Source organism: Saccharospirillum sp. HFRX-2 (genome assembly GCF_043196805.1).
Lineage (GTDB): Bacteria > Pseudomonadota > Gammaproteobacteria > Pseudomonadales > Natronospirillaceae > Saccharospirillum.
The window spans coordinates 326,021-345,585 of sequence record NZ_JBEBMU010000003.1; the positions used below are offsets into that span (position 1 = coordinate 326,021).

Annotated in this window: 19 protein-coding genes; 7 read left to right on the forward strand and 12 right to left on the reverse strand. The window is 58.1% G+C overall.

The annotated features are described in order from the left end of the window. Positions 1-82: 82 nt before the first annotated feature. The 3 genes from ABMA60_RS09810 to ABMA60_RS09820 all read right to left on the reverse strand — a co-directional run bounded on the left by ABMA60_RS09810 (position 83) and on the right by ABMA60_RS09820 (position 2,744). Complete coding sequence (locus tag ABMA60_RS09810; RefSeq protein ID WP_392802200.1) at positions 83-1,705, reverse strand: MDR family MFS transporter; 1,623 nt, start codon at positions 1,703-1,705, stop codon at positions 83-85. After that, complete coding sequence (locus tag ABMA60_RS09815) at positions 1,706-2,140, reverse strand: MarR family winged helix-turn-helix transcriptional regulator (RefSeq protein WP_392802203.1); 435 nt, start codon at positions 2,138-2,140, stop codon at positions 1,706-1,708. Positions 2,141-2,216: 76 nt separating this feature from the next. After that, a complete protein-coding gene (locus ABMA60_RS09820) occupies positions 2,217-2,744 on the reverse strand; it encodes a DUF6942 family protein (protein WP_392802205.1) in 528 nt (175 codons plus the stop codon). Between the two features lie 76 nt (positions 2,745-2,820). Here ABMA60_RS09820 and puuE point away from each other — a divergent pair, with 76 nt between their 5' ends. Both puuE and ABMA60_RS09830 read left to right on the forward strand, forming a co-directional pair. After that, positions 2,821-3,735, forward strand: coding sequence for an allantoinase PuuE (puuE, locus tag ABMA60_RS09825; protein WP_392802207.1), 915 nt, complete (start codon positions 2,821-2,823; stop codon positions 3,733-3,735). Positions 3,736-3,848: 113 nt separating this feature from the next. Then, positions 3,849-5,051: an EAL and HDOD domain-containing protein gene (locus ABMA60_RS09830; protein WP_392802211.1), complete on the forward strand. Its 1,203-nt coding sequence runs from the start codon at positions 3,849-3,851 to the stop codon at positions 5,049-5,051. Here the strand turns inward: ABMA60_RS09830 and ABMA60_RS09835 are convergent. The 3 genes from ABMA60_RS09835 to ABMA60_RS09845 are packed head-to-tail and all read right to left on the reverse strand — an operon-like array spanning position 5,045 to position 8,194. Next, on the reverse strand, positions 5,045-5,929 hold the full coding sequence (locus ABMA60_RS09835) for an SDR family NAD(P)-dependent oxidoreductase (protein WP_392802215.1): 885 nt from the start codon (positions 5,927-5,929) through the stop codon (positions 5,045-5,047). The genes ABMA60_RS09830 and ABMA60_RS09835 overlap by 7 nt on opposite strands. Then, positions 5,922-6,857: an SDR family oxidoreductase gene (locus ABMA60_RS09840; protein WP_392802218.1), complete on the reverse strand. Its 936-nt coding sequence runs from the start codon at positions 6,855-6,857 to the stop codon at positions 5,922-5,924. Before ABMA60_RS09840 ends, ABMA60_RS09835 begins: the two co-directional genes overlap by 8 nt. After that, on the reverse strand, positions 6,854-8,194 hold the full coding sequence (locus tag ABMA60_RS09845; protein ID WP_392802221.1) for a flavin-containing monooxygenase: 1,341 nt from the start codon (positions 8,192-8,194) through the stop codon (positions 6,854-6,856). Before ABMA60_RS09845 ends, ABMA60_RS09840 begins: the two co-directional genes overlap by 4 nt. Positions 8,195-8,374: 180 nt before the next feature. Between ABMA60_RS09845 and ABMA60_RS09850 the strand changes: the two genes are divergently transcribed. From ABMA60_RS09850 to ABMA60_RS09865, 4 genes are read left to right on the forward strand one after another with little or no spacing between them, the layout of a single operon-like run. Beyond that, entirely contained in the window at positions 8,375-9,925 is a 1,551-nt protein-coding gene (locus ABMA60_RS09850; protein ID WP_392802224.1) for an ABC transporter substrate-binding protein, read from the forward strand. After that, the gene (locus ABMA60_RS09855; protein WP_392802226.1) at positions 9,925-10,863 is read left to right on the forward strand and encodes an ABC transporter permease; all 939 of its coding nucleotides are present in this window, start codon (positions 9,925-9,927) and stop codon (positions 10,861-10,863) included. The genes ABMA60_RS09850 and ABMA60_RS09855 overlap by 1 nt, the downstream gene beginning before the upstream one ends. After that, positions 10,863-11,708, forward strand: coding sequence for an ABC transporter permease (locus ABMA60_RS09860; RefSeq protein ID WP_392802229.1), 846 nt, complete (start codon positions 10,863-10,865; stop codon positions 11,706-11,708). The genes ABMA60_RS09855 and ABMA60_RS09860 overlap by 1 nt, the downstream gene beginning before the upstream one ends. Further along, positions 11,705-13,144 carry an ABC transporter ATP-binding protein gene (locus tag ABMA60_RS09865; protein ID WP_392802233.1) on the forward strand — a complete coding sequence of 480 codons (1,440 nt, stop codon included), beginning with the start codon at positions 11,705-11,707 and terminating at the stop codon, positions 13,142-13,144. The genes ABMA60_RS09860 and ABMA60_RS09865 overlap by 4 nt, the downstream gene beginning before the upstream one ends. 71 nt (positions 13,145-13,215) lie before the next feature. On the opposite strand, the gene ABMA60_RS09870 is transcribed toward ABMA60_RS09865, so the two are convergent. From ABMA60_RS09870 to ABMA60_RS09890, 5 genes are read right to left on the reverse strand one after another with little or no spacing between them, the layout of a single operon-like run. Beyond that, positions 13,216-14,214, reverse strand: a complete 999-nt coding sequence (locus ABMA60_RS09870) for a metal ABC transporter solute-binding protein, Zn/Mn family (protein WP_392802236.1) — start codon at positions 14,212-14,214, stop codon at positions 13,216-13,218. Further along, positions 14,211-15,092, reverse strand: coding sequence for a metal ABC transporter permease (locus tag ABMA60_RS09875; protein ID WP_392802240.1), 882 nt, complete (start codon positions 15,090-15,092; stop codon positions 14,211-14,213). Before ABMA60_RS09875 ends, ABMA60_RS09870 begins: the two co-directional genes overlap by 4 nt. After that, positions 15,085-15,747, reverse strand: a complete 663-nt coding sequence (locus ABMA60_RS09880; RefSeq protein ID WP_392802243.1) for a metal ABC transporter ATP-binding protein — start codon at positions 15,745-15,747, stop codon at positions 15,085-15,087. The genes ABMA60_RS09875 and ABMA60_RS09880 overlap by 8 nt, the downstream gene beginning before the upstream one ends. Beyond that, positions 15,747-15,914 carry a hypothetical protein gene (locus tag ABMA60_RS09885; protein ID WP_392802246.1) on the reverse strand — a complete coding sequence of 56 codons (168 nt, stop codon included), beginning with the start codon at positions 15,912-15,914 and terminating at the stop codon, positions 15,747-15,749. The genes ABMA60_RS09880 and ABMA60_RS09885 overlap by 1 nt, the downstream gene beginning before the upstream one ends. Before the next feature lie 31 nt (positions 15,915-15,945). After that, positions 15,946-16,623: a DUF1826 domain-containing protein gene (locus tag ABMA60_RS09890; protein ID WP_392802248.1), complete on the reverse strand. Its 678-nt coding sequence runs from the start codon at positions 16,621-16,623 to the stop codon at positions 15,946-15,948. A gap of 111 nt (positions 16,624-16,734) precedes the next feature. Here ABMA60_RS09890 and zigA point away from each other — a divergent pair, with 111 nt between their 5' ends. Next, positions 16,735-17,934: a zinc metallochaperone GTPase ZigA gene (gene zigA / locus ABMA60_RS09895; RefSeq protein ID WP_392802251.1), complete on the forward strand. Its 1,200-nt coding sequence runs from the start codon at positions 16,735-16,737 to the stop codon at positions 17,932-17,934. Between the two features lie 136 nt (positions 17,935-18,070). Here zigA and ilvC read toward each other — a convergent pair whose 3' ends face one another. Beyond that, a complete protein-coding gene (gene ilvC, locus ABMA60_RS09900; RefSeq protein WP_392802255.1) occupies positions 18,071-19,555 on the reverse strand; it encodes a ketol-acid reductoisomerase in 1,485 nt (494 codons plus the stop codon). Positions 19,556-19,565 lie beyond the last annotated feature (10 nt).

Below are 19,565 nucleotides of genomic sequence, written 5' to 3' on the forward strand. Positions count from 1 at the left end.
GCCGGTTGTCCGAAGCCTCGAATGAACCAAAACGATGCGCGCAATTTTTACGGTGCGCCGTTTTGGTTCGAATGGTAACGGCTTAGGCCGAGGCGGTTGAGCGCCGATGTTGCAGCCGGGTTTCGGGAATAAAACAGGTGAGGATCAGGCCGAGGGTAATGACCAGTGCCTGAGCCCAGAGAATGGCGCTCATGCTCTCGGTCCAGGCGCTGCGCAGATCGCGATCCAGTGCTTCAGCCGCAGCCAGCGTTGCCTTGCGTTCGTCCCCGGCAGACAGCGATTCAGTCTGGTAATGCGCTTCGATGTCGGCCTGCAAGGCCGCCAAATCCAGATGCGGTTGCTGAACATCGGCCTCGGTCAGTTCGGCGACGGCCTCGTAGTCGGTCAGTACATCGGGAATGGCCGGTAACACCTGGCCGCTCAGTTGCGCCTGCATCACCGCCGCGAAAATAGTGCCCATCACCGCCACGCCCAGAGTGGAACCAAACTGGCGGGTAAAGTTGGCGGCACTGGAGGCCATGCCGATTTTGTCGGCTGGAGCCGCGTTGATCATCATCTGGGTAAAGAGCGGCATGGACGGGCCCAGGCCAATGCCGAGTAAGACCACGCGGGTGGTGACCGCCAGCTGGCTTTGGTCCGGGCTTAACGTCAAGGTCAGCCAGATTACCCCGGTCAATAGCAGTAACAGGCTGGGAATCAGCACCGGTTTATAAGCACCGATGCGCGACACCAGCTGGCCGCTGACGATGTTGCCAAAGACAATGCCCAGCGTCAGCGGGATCAGTGTCGCGCCGGACGCGGTGGCGCTGACGCCCAGAGCGTTGACCATATAGAGCGGAATAAACACCAGCGAGCCGAGAAAGGCAGCACCGACCAGAAAACTGGCCAGCGCTGATAAGCCATAGCGCGCATCAAGAAATAGACGCAATTCGATGATGGGTTCGGCTGCGCGCCATTGATGCCAGCCAAAGCTCAGCGCCGCGCCGACGGATAACGCCAGCATGCTCAGCGTCTGAGGGGCACTCCAGGCAAAGCGGGACGGCGCCAGCGACAGCGCCAGCAACAGCGGAATCACCGCCAGCAGTAACAGCAGGGCGCCGCTGTAATCGATTTTGCGTGGGCCGTCGTGACGCAGCACTGGCATGCGCGTCAGCACAAAAGTCAGCGCAATCGCCGCAATGGGCAGATTAACCAGAAAGATCCAGTGCCAGCCGACCAGGTCAGTCAGCAGACCACCGATGCCCGGGCCGATCACCGAACTGAGGCCAAAGACCGCACCGAACAAACCCTGATAGCGCGGCCGCTCTTCGGGGGTAAAGAGGTCGCCGATCACCGCCAATGCATTGGTTAGAATCGCCGCGCCGCCCAGGCCTTGCAGTGCCCGCGCCAGGACCAGTTGCAGCGGTGATTGCGCCAGGGCGCAGCACAGACCGGCGAAACTGAACAACAGTATGCCGGTGGTGATGCTGTTGCGGCGGCCATAGAGGTCGGACAGCTTGCCCCAGATCGGCAGGGTGGCGGTGCTGGTCACCAGATAGGCAGTGGCAATCCAGGTAATCCAGCTGGTGGGAAAGGCCAGTTCCCGCACGATCTCAGGTGTGGCGGTGGTAACAATGGTCTGGTTGAGCGCGGCCAGAAACAGCGCCAGCATGGCGCCGATCAGGGTGGCGTTGCGCTCCGCCTTGGTGAATTCGTTCTTGGGCATTTACGGCTCCTCGGTCAGGGTGGCGGCCAGCTTTTCCATTACGCGGGTTGCGGCCGTCAGTTCGTCTTGCGTCAACCCCGATTGCACGATGACGTCGTGCAGTGCCTTGGAGACCTGCGCCAACAGGTTTTCGCCTTCCTCGGTCAGCGACAGCAAAAAGCGACGGCTGTCGGCCGGGTCCAGTTCGCGTCGAATCAGGCCGTTACTCAGGCCGCGCTCAATAAGGTGCGATACTCGGGAATTGGATACCTGGATGCGTTTGCTGATGTCGCTCGGTGAGCGGACACCCTGGGCAACGGCCGACAGCAACGGATAGTCGGTAAAGGGGTGGCCGGTGGCCTGTTCGACTCTCTGCGCCATCACTGGCTTGATCAGCAAACCGTAGCGGCGGGTGGCGCTTTGGAAGCGTCGGCTGTCTTCAGGTTGGGGTTTCATTACACTTCCTAAATAATTTAGTTTAGGTAGTAAATAGTTTACTCAGGGAAGTGAAAGCGGCCAGTGTGGACCGCTGTTAGAGCTTAAATTGGCCGTTGCTCTGGCCGTCAATTAATCGGTACAGGTCGTCCAGACGGGCGTTGGAGAGGGCGCGGTAGTCAAAATAGGGTGTCAGTATCAGGCGGCGTGACGGTGACCAGCGAAAGCCATTTTCCGTGCGCAGATTGTCCAGTTGATCAAGCCCGCAACTCTCGGCGTAGGCCTTACCCATAACCAGTTGCCAGCGGTTATTCGCCGGCAGCGGTGGCGCGGAGAACAGCAGTGCGCAACCGCTGCCGGCTTGCAGCAGACGCTGGTCGCGACAGTCTTGCCAACGCGGTTCCTGTGGCTCGAGACGGTGCACTAACTTGGCGTAGAGATTAAAAATTTTGCGCCAGTGATTGCCTGTTGCGCTGACCATCGCGCCCAGTTCACCCTGCGCCAGCGGCTGCAGTCGGTCGAGGCTCTGATAGGGCTCCAGCGGTGGTCGATGCGGTGCGAAGAGCACCCACCGGGCATCGGCATCACCCAGGCCAATGGCTGTGTTCGCTAGGTCTTGGGGCATTGCGAATCCGTAAGTTGTTCAATTGGTCGGTTTTTTGCTGTGAAATGCGCTTTCTATCTGTGATCGGAGTTTACCCATGTCCAGTTCGCAAACGCACTATCCGCGCGACCTGATCGGTTACGGTGCCCAGCCGCCCGCGGCGCAATGGCCCAATAAGGCGCGGTTGGCGGTGCAGTTCGTCATCAATTACGAAGAGGGCGGTGAAAACGGCCAACTGCACGGCGACGCCGAATCGGAACGTTTTCTGTCGGAAATAGTCGGTGCCGAAGCTTATCCAGAGCGTCATCTGAGTATGGAAAGCATCTACGAATATGGCAGCCGCGCTGGCTTCTGGCGGCTGCATCGGTTGTTTACTGAACGTCAGTTGCCGGTGACGGTTTTTGGCGTGGCCATGGCCATGGAACGTCATCCCCAGGCGGTCGAAGCCATGCTCAAAGCGGATTGGGAAATTGCCTCTCACGGTTACCGCTGGATTCATTATCAAACTATTTCCGAAGACGTTGAGCGCGAACATATGGCGTTGGCGATCGACATTCATCAGCGTCTGACCGGTAAACATCCGGCGGGTTGGTACACCGGCCGCACCAGTCCGAATACGCTGAAACTGGTCGCCGAGCGTCCGGAGTTCCTATACTGCTCCGACAGTTACGCCGACGATCTGCCTTATTATGATCTCAATTATCAACGACCTTTATTGATGGTGCCCTACACCCTGGACACCAACGATATGCGTTTTGCCACACCTCAAGGTTTCAACACCGGCGAGCAATTTTTCACCTACCTGAAAGACGCCTTCGATGTGCTTTATGACGAGGGCGCGACTACACCACGCATGCTCAATATCGGTCTGCATTGCCGATTGGCCGGCCGGCCGGGCCGCTTTGCGGGTCTGAAACGCTTTGTCGATTATGTGCAATCGCACAGCGATGTTTGGGTCACGACGCGTGAAGCCATCGCTCATCACTGGCAGGCAATGCATCCACTAAATTAGTGAATTTTAATGCAGCGCCAGGCGGTCCGATCCGACACCGGGCCGGTTTTGCCAGCAGACAATTTCCCGATGTCATTGGTATAGTAGCGGGCTGAAGTTTCGGAGGGTGTATCGTGTCCGAAGAAGTACTGTTTGCCCGCCAACCGATTTTTGATCGTGGCTTGCAGGTGTTTGGATATGAGTTGTTGTTCCGGCAGGGCGATCTAACCCAGGCCGTTTTCGAGGATGGCGATCTGGCCACCCAGGCGGTCATGCTCAATGCATATACCCACAGCAACATCGCTCAGGCGCTGAATCAGAAACCCGGTTTATTGAATGTCACTAAAACGATGCTCAATGCGCTGCCAGATTTTCTGCGTCAGACCCTGATTATTGAAGTGCTGGAAGATTATCACGCCGATGACGATCTGGTGCCGATACTCAGTCATTTGCGCGAGCGCGGTTTTCGCATGGCGCTGGATGATTTCGAGCAGAAAGATTATCGACCGGAACTGATTGATCTGGTCGATATTGTCAAAATCGATGTGCTGGCAACCAGCCGCGACGGCATTGTCGAACTGGTGCGTCAGTTGTCGTCTCACCCGGTAAAACTGGTGGCCGAAAAAGTTGAAGATTACGACACCTTTCAATTTTGTCTGGACCAGGGTTTTGATTATTTTCAGGGTTATTTCTTCTGTCGCCCCGAAGCGGTTCATGGGCGACGATTACAGCCGTTGCGCGTTAATCTGCTGAAGGTTCTGGCGCAGTTATATAAGCCGGATGTAACGGTCAATGACATCTATTATCTGGTGCAACAGGACACGGTGCTGTCTTATAAATTGTTGCAGCTGGTGAACTCGTCTTTTTATCGTCGGGCGCACAGTATCGAATCCATTCATCAGGCAGTGACCTTGCTGGGGATCGATCGTATTCGTGGCTGGGCAACCTTGATTAATATGGATCGCTTTGAAAACAAACCCAAAGAATTGCAGCGCGAAGCGCTGACCCGAGCGTTCTTCTGCGAGCAATTGGGTGAACGCCTGGCACCCGATGAAAAGGACTGTTTTTTCACTGTGGGTTTGTTATCGGTGCTGGATGCACTGATGGATCAACCTATGCCGCAGGTGCTCATTGAACTGCCGCTTAAGGAAGATCTGAAAGCCGCTCTGAGTGACAGAACTGGATTGACAGGACGAGTGCTGAATCTGGCGACAGACTATGCACATGGCAAGCCACTGGAAGCTGATTTTTTGCGCGACTATGAGCTGGAACTGTTTGATCTGTCGGCGTTGTATAACGGTGCTATTGAGCGGGCCGATGAATTACTCGGTCAGTGATGATGGGTATTTGGATGGGGTGGTGAGCCTGGCCGGACGGATTGATCGGATGTTAATTCTTCCGCCAATCGCTGGCGCATCAAGCGCAAATACAGATCGGGCCACAGCCGATATAACCAGGCGGCCATCGCACTGAAACGGTCTGGAAAACAGCGGCGTTTGCGTTTGCGATGATTGGTGATAATACGCTCGGCCATCCAGCCGGCGTCGCGGATTTTTCCGACTGACGAGCGCCGATGCTGAGCTCTATGGCCGTTTTGGTCGAGCGCATTCTGCTCAATGGGCGTTGCCAGAAAACTCGGATAAATCAGCGTTAATTCATCGGCGCGAATCAACCCTTCGGCACGGGCGGTTTCAAAAAACTGATGCAGTGCTGCCTTGGCGGCGCAATAACCTGCACGGCCGAGCACCGGCATCCAGCCAGCCATGGAACCGATCACTATGACCCCTCGATCACGATGATCGGGGGCTGTTTCCAGTAACGGACGCAGCGCCAGCGTCAGTTCTAAAGGCGCAAAATAATCCACCGCCATAACCCGACGAAACACCGCCGGCTGCGTCTTTTGGGCGACGCTGCGATGGGTGATGCCGGCGTTGTTGATCAGCAAGGTCAGACTCGGAGTGAGCGTGGCGACCCAGGCGACAATTTGCTCAGCGGCATCGAGCCCAGTGAGGTCTTGCACCTTGCTGCAGTGATTGGCTTGCGGTTGTTGGGTCTGTAGTTGAGTTTGTAGGTGAGTTAGACACTCTTCCAACGCTTCGGCGTTGCAATCGACCAGTAATAATCGATGGCCAAGCCGTGCATAACGCTGCGCCAATTCCCAACCCAGCCCAGAGGCAGCGCCGGTAATCAGCGTGGTGGCTTGGGCATCAACCATGCGGCAAGGTTCTCAGACCAGCGGCGAATTCGGCCAAGACTTCAGCGGAGGTTTTGCGCGGACAGTAACCGAACTCCTGTTTTAAAGCGGTATTGGCCAGCACCGGCCGATAGCGCAAAAAATTCAATTGCTCTGGGCCGTAAGCGGTTAACCCAAAAAGACGCCCGCAGCTTAAACCAAAGCGCACTAAAGGCACCGGTAAATGCCAGATGGGTTTACCCAATTGTTCGGCAATCTCATCCAGGGTGAGTGCGCCGTCGCCCGCCAGATTGTAGATGCCGCTTTTTTCTTCGCGCACGCCCTGTTCGATAATGGCGAGCACATCCTGATCCCAGATAAAGACAAAAGGCGAACTGGAACCCTTTAACGCGATCAGTCGTTTGCCTTCGAATAAACGGGTGATGAGGTTGTGGGTGTGGCGACCGAGAACGGTGCCAGGACGCAAAATTAACTGGCGTAATTCCGGGTGGTTTTGGCGATAGTCGGCGAGCCGTTCTTCGACCAGCCGTTTATGCCAGGCGTAGGAAAATTCGATGTTGCCGCGCAGCGCATCACGCTCGGTTAACCAGTCGGGATTGTCGGCATGATAACCGTAGGCGGCGCCGCTGGATGTGAGCGTGAAATGGCGTACGCCGGTGGCGACGCAGGCGGCCAATAATTGCTCGGTGCCTTCGACATCGATGCGGTAGTCGCGCGCTCGATCGCGGCTGGGTTCGAGTACCGAGGCCAGATGAATAACGTGGGTGAAGGCTTCCTGGTCCATCCAGTCGGCCAGACCTGCGCTGCTGATGTCGCGCTGCTCGATGGGAAAGGGACTGTCGTCTCTGGCGCGAATATCGAGCCCGGTGACCGCATAGTGCTGACTTAACCGACAGCCCAATTGATAACCCAGATAGCCACTGGCGCCGGTGATGAGGATGTGTGTCATGCCACTTCCTCGGCGCTGTGCACGATGCTGCGCAGTGGCGATTCGAGGTCACGTTGCAGGCGTCGCTGGTGCTTTTTCAGCGTCTTCAGATAGGTCGCTTTATGAACGTAATAGGCCATGCGATCGACGGCTAAATAGTTCATGCCACCGCGACAGTCGCTGTTCGGATGGGCGCGAATAGCGCGTTCAAACTGACGCGCCGAAACGGTGTCGCGGGCGCGCTGATGCAGGTAGAGCGCCACCAGATGAGCTTGCTCATCACGACCCTGCCAACCCAGACCGGCGGCTTCGATCATGCCCATCACAAACAGATTGGGGTTGTCCGGATTGAACACATTTAAAAACAGGTCCGGCGCGGCGCCTTGCCAGTTCAGTTCGCGTGAATCGATGTAGGGATAACTCAGACGGTAGCCGGTAGCCTGAAGAATCAAATCGTAGTCGGCCTGTTCACCATTGCTGAAAGTGACGCTGTGGCCATCGACCGCTTGCACATCCGCACGGGGTTGAATGTCGCCATGACCGATGTGATGCAGAAACTGGGAGTTCACCACCGGATGCGATTCGTACAGGCGATAATCCGGGTCTGGCAGGCCGTAATCGGACGGCTTGCCGATCAGGGCGCGGATGATGCCGCCATCGATCCATTGCTTCAGTCGGTTCGGCAAACGCACCTTGCCGCCGAGGGTGTCGATGGGCCGGCCGGCAACGAATTTGGGCAAAAAATAATAACCGCGGCGCACCGACAGATCGACGCGGGCAGCGCGGTGTACGGCATCGACGGCGATGTCGCAGCCGCTGTTGCCGCAGCCGATGATCAGTACGCTTTTGTTATCGAACACCGCCGGGTCGCGATAGTCGGCGCTGTGCAGTTGCTCACCACTGAAATGGCCGGGCAGGTCGAGGTGTTTGGGCGCGTGCAAGGTGCCGCTGGCAAGCAATACCCCGGCGACGGCATGACGTTGCTGACGACCCTTGCATTCAGTCTCGATCTGCCAGTGGTCGCCATCACGCTCAACCTTGAGCACTCGGGTGTTAAAGGCAAAGCCGCAGTGCAGGTCAAAGTGTTCAGCGTAGGCCTCGAAATAGGCCTTCATCTGGCGGTGACTGGGGTAGGGCGGCACCGATTCGTGCATCGGGAAGTCACGGAATTCGGTCATGGTTTTTGACGAAATCAGATGCGCCGATTGGTACATCGTCGAGTGTGGATTATCGATGTCCCATAACCCGCCGACGCCGTCGTTCAGTTCAAAACCGATCCATGGCAGTTGGTACTGACTGAGCCGGCGCGCGCTGCACAGTCCCATCGGACCGGCGCCGATAATGGCGTAGGGAAGCATAACCCTGTCCTGGAGTGGTGATTCAAGCAATCAGCATAAGGACAGGGTGCTGGCCCTGGCTTGGCTGCTTCGAGACGGTCAGTGGTTTATTTGGGACAGCCTATGCCTGCTTGACGCCACGACAGCCGCTGCGATTAAATACAATGTTACGATGTAACATATCTGATAAAAGGAAAGCGTGTGAATAAAAAGACGGGAATTTTAGTCGGTGCGGTTGTGGTGTTGGCAGCGCTGGCGGCTTGGGTGGGTCTGGGCGATAAGAAGTCCGATACTTCATCCGAGGTGCTGGATATTGCCAGTCCGCTGGAAATCTCCGGTTTGGAACCGGCCAAATCGGGTTATCTGTTTACCCGGATGCAAGCGGCGGAAACGCTGTTCACCATCGACCACGAGCGCCAGCTGGTGCCGCAACTGGTCGAGAACGTTGAGGTGTCTGACGATGGCCTTAGCTGGCGGATGGACGTGCGTGATGCGGTGCTGTTCCACGATGGTTCTGAGCTGACGCCAGAGGTGGTTGCCAGCAATTTGCGTCGTGCGCTGGAGCGGCCGGGTGTGTTGCAGAATGCACCGATTGAAAATGTAACCGCCGATGATCAGTCGGTCGTTATCAGTCTGAGCGAACCCTTCGCTTTGCTGCCGGCTTTTCTGGCGCATTACAGCACCCTGATGCTGGCGCCCTCGTCCTTTGATGACGCCGGAGAAATCACCGCCATCGTCGGTACCGGCGCTTATCAGGTTAACGAAGTGGTACCGCCGCTGCGCATTGAACTGTCGGCCTTTGACGACTGGTGGCAGGGCCGCGCCCATATCGAACGGGTGAGCTATCTGGCGGTGCCGCGCGGTGAAACGCGGACCATGATGACGCAAAGCGGCGATGCTGACCTGACGCTGTCGCTGCTGCCAGTAGCGACCCAGCAGTTGGCGGACGATCCGAACATCAATCTGCAAGTAGTGACCATTCCGCGCACGCGCTTGCTGAAATTGAATACCGCCAAGCCGTTTTTCGACAGCGCCCAGGAACGTCAGGCAATGAGTCTGGCGATCAATCGTGAAGCCCTGGCCCGGGTGGTGATGCGTAACCCGGACCTGGCCGCTGAACAGCTATTCCCGGCAGCCATTTCCGGTTGGAGCAATAGCCAACTGGCACCGCTGCAATACGATCCGCAGCGCGCCAGCGACCTGCTCAGCGAAGCCGGTTGGACGCTCGGCGACGACGGTTATTTAGCGCGCGATGGTCAGCGTTTTGAAGTCACCTTGCGCACCTACGCCAGCTGGCCGGATCTGCCGTTGCTGGCGACGGCAATTCAGAATCAGTTGGCGGCCGTGGGCATCGATCTGCAGATTTCCGTGGGCAGCTATACCGAGATTCCGGCGGGTCATCAGGATGGCACCCTGGATTTAGCGCTGGTTACGCGCAGCTTCTCCATGGTGCCCGACCCCTTGGCGACGGTGATGGAAGATTACGGCCCGGGCGGTGCGGACTGGGGCGCCATGAACTGGTCGAACGAGCGCGCCTTTGGCTTGATTGATCAGCTGAGTGTGAGCACCGATGCGGATGAACGCGACGCTCAGTTGCAGCAACTCACTGCGGTACTGCACGACGAACTGCCGACCATTCCGGTGGTATGGAGTGAGTTGGCCGTGGCGTCCAGCAAGCGTCTGGAAGGCGTTTATGTCGATCCTTATGAGCAGAATTATTACCTCTCCGAGCTGCGTTGGACGGAAGACTGATGAAACAGCTGTTGATGCTGCGCTTGATGCAGTGTGTGGCGGTGGTGCTGATCGTCGGCACCCTGAGTTTTGCGCTGATGGTGGCGCTGCCGGGTGATCCGGCCATGCGTATCGCCGCCGGTCGCTACGGCCCGGATATGATGAACAGTGCCATTGCCGAACAGGTGCGTGCGGAACTCGATTTGGAGCAGCCGCTGGCGCAGCGCTTTGTCGTCTGGATGGGTGATCTGTTGCGTTTCGATCTGGGTCATTCGCTGGTGACCGGCGCGCCGGTGGTCGATGAAATCGGGTTGCAGCTGGGCCATAGCCTGATGCTGGCGGTGCTCGCCTTTATCATTTCGCTGTTCATCGGGCCGACGCTGGGCGCCCTGGCCGGGCTGATGCCCGGTTCCTGGATGGATCGTTTTACCCTGGTGTTGGCGACAGCGCTGCGGGCAGTGCCACCCTTTGTGCTGGCGGTGCTGATGATGGTGATCTTCGCCGTCACGTTGCGCTGGCTGCCCACCGCCGGTTTTGGCAGTTGGCAGCATCTGCTGTTGCCCGCCATCACCCTGGCGTTGGGGCTGGCGGCGATGTCATCGCGGGTGATGCGCGATGCTATGGTGCGCGTCACCCGTGAACCCTACTTCGCCCACGCTCGTCTCAAAGGGCTCAGTGACCGCGCCGTGGTGCAGCGCCATGCGTTGCGCAATGCCTCCCTGCCGGTGTTCACCTATCTGGGGCTGCAACTGGTTTATCTGGTTGAAGGTGTGGTGGTGGTGGAATCCATCTTTGCCTTCCCCGGCATCGGCCACGCGCTGGTGCACGCCATTATCGCGCGCGATGTGCCCATGGTTCAGGGCACTGCGCTGGCTATGGGCGGTCTGTTTGTGGTGCTCAACAGCCTGGTGGACCTGGGCTGTGTGCAGTTAGACCCGCGTTTACGGAGGGCTGCCTGATGCCAGCTTCAACCGTTACTTTGCCGGCCGAGGTGTTGCCGGAACAACAGTCTGTTGGCTTCTGGACGTCCAGTCGTCTGGTTGGCGCGACCATCTTGCTGGCGTTGGGCCTGTTTGCCTTTTTGGGACCGGTGCTGATCGAAGCCGATCCGTTGTCGCAAGACTACGATGCCGTGCTGGTCGCACCGGGTGATGCCGAGCACTGGCTGGGCACCGATCAGTTTGGTCGTTCCATGCTGGCGCGTTTGGCGCACGGCGCGCGGTTGTCCTTTGTCATGGCCTTGCTGACCGCCGCCAGCGCCGCCCTGCCTGGCATAGCGCTGGGCATTCTTGCTGCCTGGCATGGTGGTTGGGTCGAGCGCGCGCTGGTCGGCCTGTCCGATGTGGTACTGGCCTTGCCTGGTTTGTTATTGGTGCTGTTGTTGCTGGCCTTTGCGCCGGGCAGTTTTGGTCCGCTCTATCTGGGTCTGGCGCTCTATCTGTGGGTGGAGTTCTTCCGGGTGGCGCGCATTGAAGCGGCGCGGGTTTTTACCCAGCCGGTGGTCGAAGCCACGCTGCGGCTCGGCTTTGGCTGGGGCTATATTCTGCGCCGCTTGTTATTGCCTGCGCTGGCGTTGCCGATGTTGACGCTGTTCGCCTTTGCCATGGGCTCGGCGGTGGTGGCGGTCAGTACGCTCAGTGCCATTCATGTCGGTTTGCGACCACCAACACCGGAACTCGGGGCCATCATCGTTGAACTGATGCCGCATTACAGCGAAGCGCCCTGGCAGGTGCTGATGCCGGCTACGGCCATCTTTCTGTTGGTGCTGTCGCTGCAACTCTTTGCCGGAGCTAAACCGAAATGAGCGCTTTGATCGAAATTGAACAGCTAACTATCAAAACCGCTGACGGTCAGTCTCTGGTGACTGACGTCAGTTTTTCCATCCAGGCTGGAGAACCTTTTTGCCTGGTCGGTGAAACCGGCTCCGGTAAGAGTCTGGTAATGCATGCGCTGATGGGCAGCCTGCCCGATGACTTGCACTGCAGCGGCGCGATTCGCTACCAGGGTGAAAACCTGCTGGCGCTGCCGGCGGCGCAGCGTCGCGCTTTCTGGGGGCGGCACTTTGCTTTGCTGCCGCAGGAACCCTGGCTGGCATTGGACCCGACCATGACGGTGCTCGATCAGGTCGCCGAAGTCTTGCTGGCGCTGGAAGGTATGCCGCTGGAGCAGGCGCGCAAGCTGGCGACGACCGAACTGAGCGCTCTGGGACTGAGCAATAATCTGCTCAGCTATCCGTTTGAATTGTCCGGCGGTATGGCGCAGCGCGTGTCCATTGCCATGGCGCGCATTGCCGCCAGTCCGTTACTGCTCGCCGATGAGCCGACCAAGGGGCTCGATAAAGCCCTGTGTGAGACCGTCGCCAAGCTGTTGTTGACCGAAGCGGATGCCGGTCGGGCTTTGCTGGTGATTACCCACGATCTCGATCTGGTTGCCGCTCTCGGTGGTCGCCTGGGTGTGATGCGTGACGGTCGGCTGCTGGAAGACGGTGCCACCGAGCAGTGGTTAAAGGCGCCGACGCAACCCTACAGTCGCGAACTGATTGCCGCCATGCCACAGCACTGGCCACTGCCTCAGACCAAGGTCAGCGCTCAGCGTCCGGTGGTGGTTGAAGCGCAAGGGCTTAGTAAAAGCTTTGGCGACCGGCACCTGTTCAGTGATCTGGATGTGACGCTGCGTGAAGGCGAAGTGACGGTGGTACTCGGCCCCAGCGGCAGTGGCAAAAGTACCCTGGGTAATGTGCTGACCGGCCTGTTGCCGGCCGATAAGGGTCAGTTGAACTGGCCGGAAAGCGCGTCGCCGTTGAAGTACCAGAAGATCTATCAGGACCCGCCGGCGGCCTTTATTGCGCACCAGACGTTGCGCCAATCCTTCGATGATCTGCTGGCGTTGCACGGCCTGGAACGCGCCCGTCTGAACCATTTGCTCAGCGAGTTGGGACTGGCGGAAGCTTTGTTGCAGCGTCGTCCGAGTGGTATTTCCGGCGGTGAGTTGCAGCGTCTGGCGATTGCCCGGGTCTTGTTGCTGGAACCGGTGATGTTGTTTGCCGATGAAGCCACGTCGCGACTGGACCCGGTCAGCCAGAAAAAGGTTATTGAACTGTTGCTGGCCGAAGTCGCCGAACGTGGACTGGCCTTATTGTTGGTGACCCACGATCCGGCGTTGGCCGAACGCATTGCCGATCAGCTGATTCGACTGGAACAAAAGCCAACCGAGGCCGCTGTCCAGCGACAGGCGGCCTGAACCAAAAAGGGCGCTATCGATCGATAGCGCCCTTTTTTCTCCCGCGGTTAAAGCATCCGCGCTTCCTAGCTTTATTCCGGTGCCAGTGCCGTCAGCAGCGTCTGGAAGTTATGGCGCATCATGGCTTCGTAGGTGGGCGCCGGACCATCACTTGCTGACAAGGCGCCGGTGTACAGGGTGCCGCCCACCCGGGCATCGGTTTCACGTTCGATCTGACGCACCAGCGCATCGTTGGCGATGTTTTCGACAAAGAGGGCGGCGATGTTTTCGTCACGCACCTGGCGAATCAGCTGGGCGACTTTTTGCGCCGAGGCTTCGGATTCGGTCGACAGACCCTGAGGCGATTCGATGTGCAAATCAAAATCGCGCGCCAGGTAGCCGAAGGCATCGTGCGGCGTAATCAGACGACGATGTTCAGTTGGTAAGGCATCGAATTCGGTTTCTGCCCAGCTCTGCAGGTCGCTAAGTCGCTGGCTGTAATAGTCGCGGTGGTAGCGATAGAAGCGGGCGTTTTCCGGGTCCAGTTGCTGTAATTGCTCGCTGATGGCGGCTACGTACTGAATGACGTTGGGCACGCTTTGCCAGGCGTGAGGATCGAATTCGCCGTGGTGATGGTGGTGGCCTTCGTCGTGCTCGTCGTGATGACCGTCTTCGTCATGGTGATGTTCATGCTCATGGTGGGCTTCGTCATGATCGTGGTGGTCTTCTTCTTCATCATGATCATGGAATGGCATGGCTTCGATTTGCTCACCCAGTACCAGTTGCGGCCCCTGGTATTCGGCCGATTCCAGTAAGCGTGGCAGCCAGCCTTCAAATTCCAGACCGTTGAGAATCACCAGATCGGCCTGAGCAATGGCGACGGCATCGCTGGGTGTCGGTTCGTAGACATGGGTATCGCCGTTGGGTCCGACCAGGACGGTCAGGTCAACCTTGTCGCTGGCAACCTGCTGAACCAGGTCGCCGAGAATGCTGAAGGTGGCGACGACCTTCAGCTTGTCCTGCGCCAGGGCGGTGCCGGCAGTGGTGGCTGACAGCAAGAGCGTTAGAGTCAGCAAACGAAAAACCTTCATGAATGGATCTCCTTGGATGGGTGAGGATGCAGCCAGGCGCGCAGCCGGTTGCCCAACAGGCTTCGGTAGCGGCCAAACAACTGCGAGAACAGAAAGACGCCGCCTAAACACAGCAGGATGGTCGGGCTGGTCGGCCAGTCGGCGTAAAAAGAACCGAGCAGACCAAGCGTGCAGGCCGCCGCGCCGAGCAAAACGGCGCTGAGCAGATAGCTTTCCAGGCGTTGGCACCAATGGCTGGCGATGGTCGCGGGCAGAATCATCAACCCGACCGCCATCAAGCTGCCCATGGCGTGCAGACCGGCGACCAGATTGAGCACAATCAGCAACATCAGGCTGGTTTCGGCCAGATTGCCCAGTCGGCCTTGCTGCAAGCTGGCGCTGTCGACGCTGTCCAGCACCAGCGGGCGGATCAGCAGTAGCAGGGTCCAGAGCGTGACGGTGGCGGTGCCGGCAATCCAGATCAGGGCAGCATCGGTCATGCCCAGAGCGGCGCCAAACAACAGATGCATCAGGTCGACCGAACTGCCGTGGATCGACACCATAAAGACGCCTAACGCCAAAGAGGTGAGATAAAACGCCGCCAGATTGCGGTCTTTGGGCGCTCGGGTACGGCGGCTCGACCAGGCCGTAATCAAGGCCACCAGCGCGCCAGCAACCAGGCCGCCGCTGGCCATGGCAACCACGGAGTAACCGGCCAGTAAATAACCGGCGGACACGCCCGGCAAGATGGCGTGCGAGAGCGCATCGCCGGTCAAGCTGATGCGCCGCAGCACCATAAAGACACCGACCGGCGCGCTGCTCAGACAGAGTAACCAGCAACCGAACAACGCTCGGCGCATAAAGGCGAATTCAACGAAGGGTTGTAGGGCGTCAAGCATGCAGCAACTCCGCCCTGGTCGAAGCGCTGGTGTCGAGCTGTCCCTGTGCAATGTGCCAATGGAGTTCGAAACCCGATGCCGCCAGCTTGCTGTCGTGCAAGACGCACAGCACGGCGGTTCCGGCCTCGCTGGCGTCCTGGATGGCCGCCATCATGACCGTCTGGCTGAGTTCGTCGAGGTTGTTAAAGGGTTCGTCCAACAGCAGCCAGCGCGGTTGCTGAACCAGCAGCCGTGCCAGGCGCGCTCGCTGCCATTGCCCGCCCGACAATTGATCTAAAGGACGGTGGCTCAGTGAGAGCAATTCAAAGCGTTGCAGCTGCTGCTGCACCAGCATTTGATCGCTGCGGCTGAAGGCGGCGAACAAACCACGGCGGTGCCAGTGGCCGGAAAGGACCCATTCGAACACGCTGATCGGAAAATCGCGATCCTGCTCCGATTGCTGCGGCAGATAACCGATTTGCTTCGCTGGCGGTAGCCGCAAGCTGCCGCCCAAAGCCGGAATGCGGCCGGTCAGGGTGTTGAGCAGAGTGGACTTGCCGCTGCCATTGGCACCAATGAGTGCCACCCGGTCGCCGGGCTTTAACTGGGCTTGTTCGATATACAGCAAGGGTCGGTCGTAGCCGACACTCAGTTGCTTCAGCTCAACCAGGTTCATCAGCCGACTGCCGTGAAGGCCAGTGTCCAGATGCCAGCCGTCAGCAGCGCTGCGAGCAGGGCGCGTTGACCGCCAGTGGCGATAAACAGACTCAGTGGCGCAGGTCGCTGCGAGCGTGGCAGTTTCCAGTTGTCGGTGGTGTAGCTTGATGGGGTGTGTGTCGTCATGGTTTGAACGGCTCTTTGGTTAGCGGCGCGATTAATCGGCCAGGTCCAGCGTTAACACCCAGCGGCCGGCGCTGCAGTCTTCGGTGGGCGAACGATGCACCAGCGCAGGCACCGGGCTGTCGGCCCAGCCGCTGCCTTTAAGCAGTGCCACATCGCCGGCTTGCAGTCGTTGAATCTGTTGTTCGTCCTGAATCAGGCCGCATTCGATGTCACTTTGCCCCGCTGGGCGCGGACCGAGTTTGCTGCGATCCAGATTGTCTTCTTGCAGCCAGTGGGTGCCCGGGCCGGTCAGGGTGTGGACCAGCCGAACGGCGAGGTTGTCGACGTGAAAGCGCGGGCACATGGCTTGGTCGAGGCAGCGAAATCGCACCCCGACGCGTTGTTGGTCGAACAGGTAGGCAAACAGATCGATGCACTGGCACAGCCAATCGACTAATTTGGTACGGCCTGGATGGTCAGGGAAATAAGTGGTCAGAATGGCCTCGGCCTGGCTCGCTGGCAGCGCTGTTTTGATGTGCACTCCGGGCGTCGTTTGGCGCAGTTCGTCAAGGAAACTGAGCGTGACGTTATCCAAGGGTGGCGCTTGCCAGCAGGCCAGATTGACATCGTCTTGGTAGATGTCGGTCAACACCAGAATGTCGTCACTGCGTCGGTATTGGGGTTGGCGGTGGCTGTGGTTGGTCGGTAGCGGCTGAGATGCTGAAGTCATGTCGATTTAATCAGGGTTGCATGGAGAGATGTTACAACATAACATTTTGGCCATTGATACATCAATATGGCTGAACCGTGTTGCTCGGCCGACTGCGACAGAGGATTTCCCATGACTGAACCACAGAAGCTGCCGGTAACAGTGTTGTCCGGCTTTCTTGGCGCCGGTAAAACCACGGTGCTGAACCATTTGCTCAACAATCGCGAAGGCTTGCGCATTGCCGTCATCGTCAACGACATGAGCGAAATCAACATCGATGCCGCCACGGTGCGCCAGGACGTATCGCTGAACCGGCGTGAGGAAAAGCTGGTGGAGATGAGCAACGGCTGCATCTGTTGCACGCTGCGTGAAGATTTGTTGATTGAAGTGCGGCGTCTGGCCGAAGCCGGGCAGTTTGATTATCTGGTGATTGAATCGACCGGCATTTCCGAGCCGCTGCCGGTGGCAGAGACCTTTACCTTTGCCGATGAAGCAGGCGTCACGCTCAGCGATGTCGCGCAGCTCGATACGCTGGTAACGGTGGTCGATGGTGCCAACTTTTTAGATGATTACGATCAGGCTCAGGCCTTGGCCGAACGCGGTGAAAGCCTGGGTGAGGAAGACCAGCGCAGTGTGACTGATCTGCTGGTCGATCAGGTGGAGTTCGCCAACATTATTTTGGTCAGCAAGACCGATCTGATTGCACCGGCAGAACTGAAACGCCTCAGTGCCATTTTGCGCACACTCAATACCGACGCCGAGATTGTGCCCATTGTGAATGGTCAGATTCCCAGTCAGAAAATCCTCGCCACTGGCTTGTTTGATTTTGCCAAGGCCGAACAGGCACCGGGCTGGCTGAAGGAAATGCGCGGCGAACATCTGCCGGAAACCGAAGAATACGGCATTGGCAGTTTTGCTTATCGCGCCCGGCGTCCGTTTCACCCGAAGCGCTTTTTCGATTTCCTGCACAGCTCCGATATAGCGGGCAAACTGATTCGCTCCAAAGGCTACTTCTGGCTGGCGACACGGCCGGATTTTGTCGGCCAATGGCAGCAGGCGGGCGGCATAGCACGCTATGGTTTTGCCGGTATGTTTTGGGCGGCGGTCGCAAAAGAACAGTGGCCAGAGGATGAGGATTATCTGGGTGCCATTCGTTCGATCTGGCAGGAACCCTATGGCGATCGTCGTCAGGAATTGGTGTTTATCGGTCAGAACCTGGACCGTGATCAGGTCGTGGAAAAGCTCGATGCCTGCTTACTCAGCGAAGCAGAGCTGGCTGCTGGCGAACAGGCCTGGCGCGAACTGGAAGATCCGTTTCCGGCCTGGGCGTAACCGCTAGTCTTGCGTCCTGCACTGTCGGATACCGTCCATCCATGGACATAAAAAAAGCCCGCCGATTAGGCGGGCTAACACTCATTCCCTTTTGGGGACCTCACTGAGAGACGGTCACCCGGTCGGGGCTATGCAATCAAGCCTCGACCAGACGTTTCATATCAGTCATATAACCGCGCAGCTCTTCACCGATCCACTCGATCGGATGGTTGCGAATCGCTTGGTTGGCTTGGATCAATTCGATGTTGTCGACCTCAAGGCTGGTGTTACCCAGACCTTTGCCAATAACGTCGGTTTTGATCTTCGGCATGAACTTCTCAGCCAGCAGCGGCACTGCTGCGTTGGCGAACAGATAGTTGCCGTATTCGGCGGTGTCGGAGATCACCACGTTCATCTCGTACAGCTTCTTACGCGCGATGGTGTTGGCGATCAAAGGCAGTTCGTGCAGTGATTCGTAGTAAGCCGATTCTTCGATGATGCCGCTGTCGACCATGGTTTCGAACGCCAGCTCAACACCGGCTTTAACCATGGCGACCATGAGGATGCCGTTGTCGAAGTATTCCTGCTCAGACAGATCGTTTTTCACTTCCGGCGCTTTTTCGAAAGCGGTCTGGCCGGTGGCTTCGCGCCAGCCCAGCAGGTCTTTATCGTCGGCGTCCCAGTCGGCCATCATGGTGGCGGAGAAGTGACCGCTGATGATGTCGTCCTGGTGTTTCTGGAACAGAGGCGCCAGCAGGCCTTTCAGTTCTTCTGACAATTCATAGGCGCGCAGTTTGGCCGGGTTGCTCAGGCGATCCATCATGTTGGTGATGCCGCCGTGCTTGAGCGCTTCGGTCACGGTTTCCCAGCCGTACTGGATCAGTTTGCTGGCGTAGGTAGCGTCGACGCCTTCGGCAATCATCTTGTCGTAGCACAGCAGTGAGCCGGCCTGCAGCATGCCGCAGAGGATGGTTTGTTCGCCCATCAGGTCGGATTTCACTTCGGCCACGAAGGAGCTTTCCAGCACGCCGGCACGGTGACCACCGGTGGCCGCCGCCCAGGCTTTGGCGATTTCCAGGCCTTCGCCTTTGGGGTCGTTTTCCGGGTGAACGGCGATCAGGGTCGGTACGCCAAAGCCGCGCTTGTACTCTTCACGAACTTCGGTGCCCGGGCACTTGGGTGCGACCATAACGACGGTGATGTCGTCACGAATTTTCTGACCGACTTCGACGATGTTGAAACCGTGCGAATAACCCAGGGCCGCGCCTTGCTTCATCAGCGGCATCACCGCTTCGATGACGCTGGAGTGCTGTTTGTCCGGCGTCAGGTTAACGACCAGATCGGCCTTGGGAATGAGGTTTTCGTGGGAGTCGACTTCGAAGCCGTTCTCGGTGGCGTTTTTCCACGATTGGCGCTTGTTGTCGATGGCGGACTGGCGCAGGGCGTAAGCGACGTCCAGACCGGAATCGCGCATGTTCAGACCCTGGTTCAGACCCTGGGCACCACAGCCGACGATGACGACTTTCTTGCCTTTGAGGGCGTTGCAGCCATCGGCGAACTCGGCCTTGTCCATAAAGCGACATTTGCCCAACTGAGCCAGCTGCTGACGCAGGTTGAGGGTGTTGAAATAGTTAGTGCTCATGCGAAATCCT

Excerpts from the sequence above, each read along its gene's own strand:
- ABMA60_RS09810 (WP_392802200.1), bottom strand. The coding sequence starts at position 1,705 with ATGCCCAAGAACGAATTCACCAAGGCGGAGCGCAACGCCACCCTGATC.
- ABMA60_RS09815 (WP_392802203.1), bottom strand. The coding sequence starts at position 2,140 with ATGAAACCCCAACCTGAAGACAGCCGACGCTTCCAAAGCGCCACCCGC.
- ABMA60_RS09820 (WP_392802205.1), bottom strand. The coding sequence starts at position 2,744 with ATGCCCCAAGACCTAGCGAACACAGCCATTGGCCTGGGTGATGCCGAT.
- puuE (WP_392802207.1), top strand. The coding sequence starts at position 2,821 with ATGTCCAGTTCGCAAACGCACTATCCGCGCGACCTGATCGGTTACGGT.
- ABMA60_RS09835 (WP_392802215.1), bottom strand. The coding sequence starts at position 5,929 with ATGGTTGATGCCCAAGCCACCACGCTGATTACCGGCGCTGCCTCTGGG.
- ABMA60_RS09840 (WP_392802218.1), bottom strand. The coding sequence starts at position 6,857 with ATGACACACATCCTCATCACCGGCGCCAGTGGCTATCTGGGTTATCAA.
- ABMA60_RS09845 (WP_392802221.1), bottom strand. The coding sequence starts at position 8,194 with ATGCTTCCCTACGCCATTATCGGCGCCGGTCCGATGGGACTGTGCAGC.
- ABMA60_RS09855 (WP_392802226.1), top strand. The coding sequence starts at position 9,925 with ATGAAACAGCTGTTGATGCTGCGCTTGATGCAGTGTGTGGCGGTGGTG.
- ABMA60_RS09860 (WP_392802229.1), top strand. The coding sequence starts at position 10,863 with ATGCCAGCTTCAACCGTTACTTTGCCGGCCGAGGTGTTGCCGGAACAA.
- ABMA60_RS09865 (WP_392802233.1), top strand. The coding sequence starts at position 11,705 with ATGAGCGCTTTGATCGAAATTGAACAGCTAACTATCAAAACCGCTGAC.
- ABMA60_RS09870 (WP_392802236.1), bottom strand. The coding sequence starts at position 14,214 with ATGAAGGTTTTTCGTTTGCTGACTCTAACGCTCTTGCTGTCAGCCACC.
- ABMA60_RS09875 (WP_392802240.1), bottom strand. The coding sequence starts at position 15,092 with ATGCTTGACGCCCTACAACCCTTCGTTGAATTCGCCTTTATGCGCCGA.
- ABMA60_RS09880 (WP_392802243.1), bottom strand. The coding sequence starts at position 15,747 with ATGAACCTGGTTGAGCTGAAGCAACTGAGTGTCGGCTACGACCGACCC.
- ABMA60_RS09885 (WP_392802246.1), bottom strand. The coding sequence starts at position 15,914 with ATGACGACACACACCCCATCAAGCTACACCACCGACAACTGGAAACTG.
- ABMA60_RS09890 (WP_392802248.1), bottom strand. The coding sequence starts at position 16,623 with ATGACTTCAGCATCTCAGCCGCTACCGACCAACCACAGCCACCGCCAA.
- zigA (WP_392802251.1), top strand. The coding sequence starts at position 16,735 with ATGACTGAACCACAGAAGCTGCCGGTAACAGTGTTGTCCGGCTTTCTT.
- ilvC (WP_392802255.1), bottom strand. The coding sequence starts at position 19,555 with ATGAGCACTAACTATTTCAACACCCTCAACCTGCGTCAGCAGCTGGCT.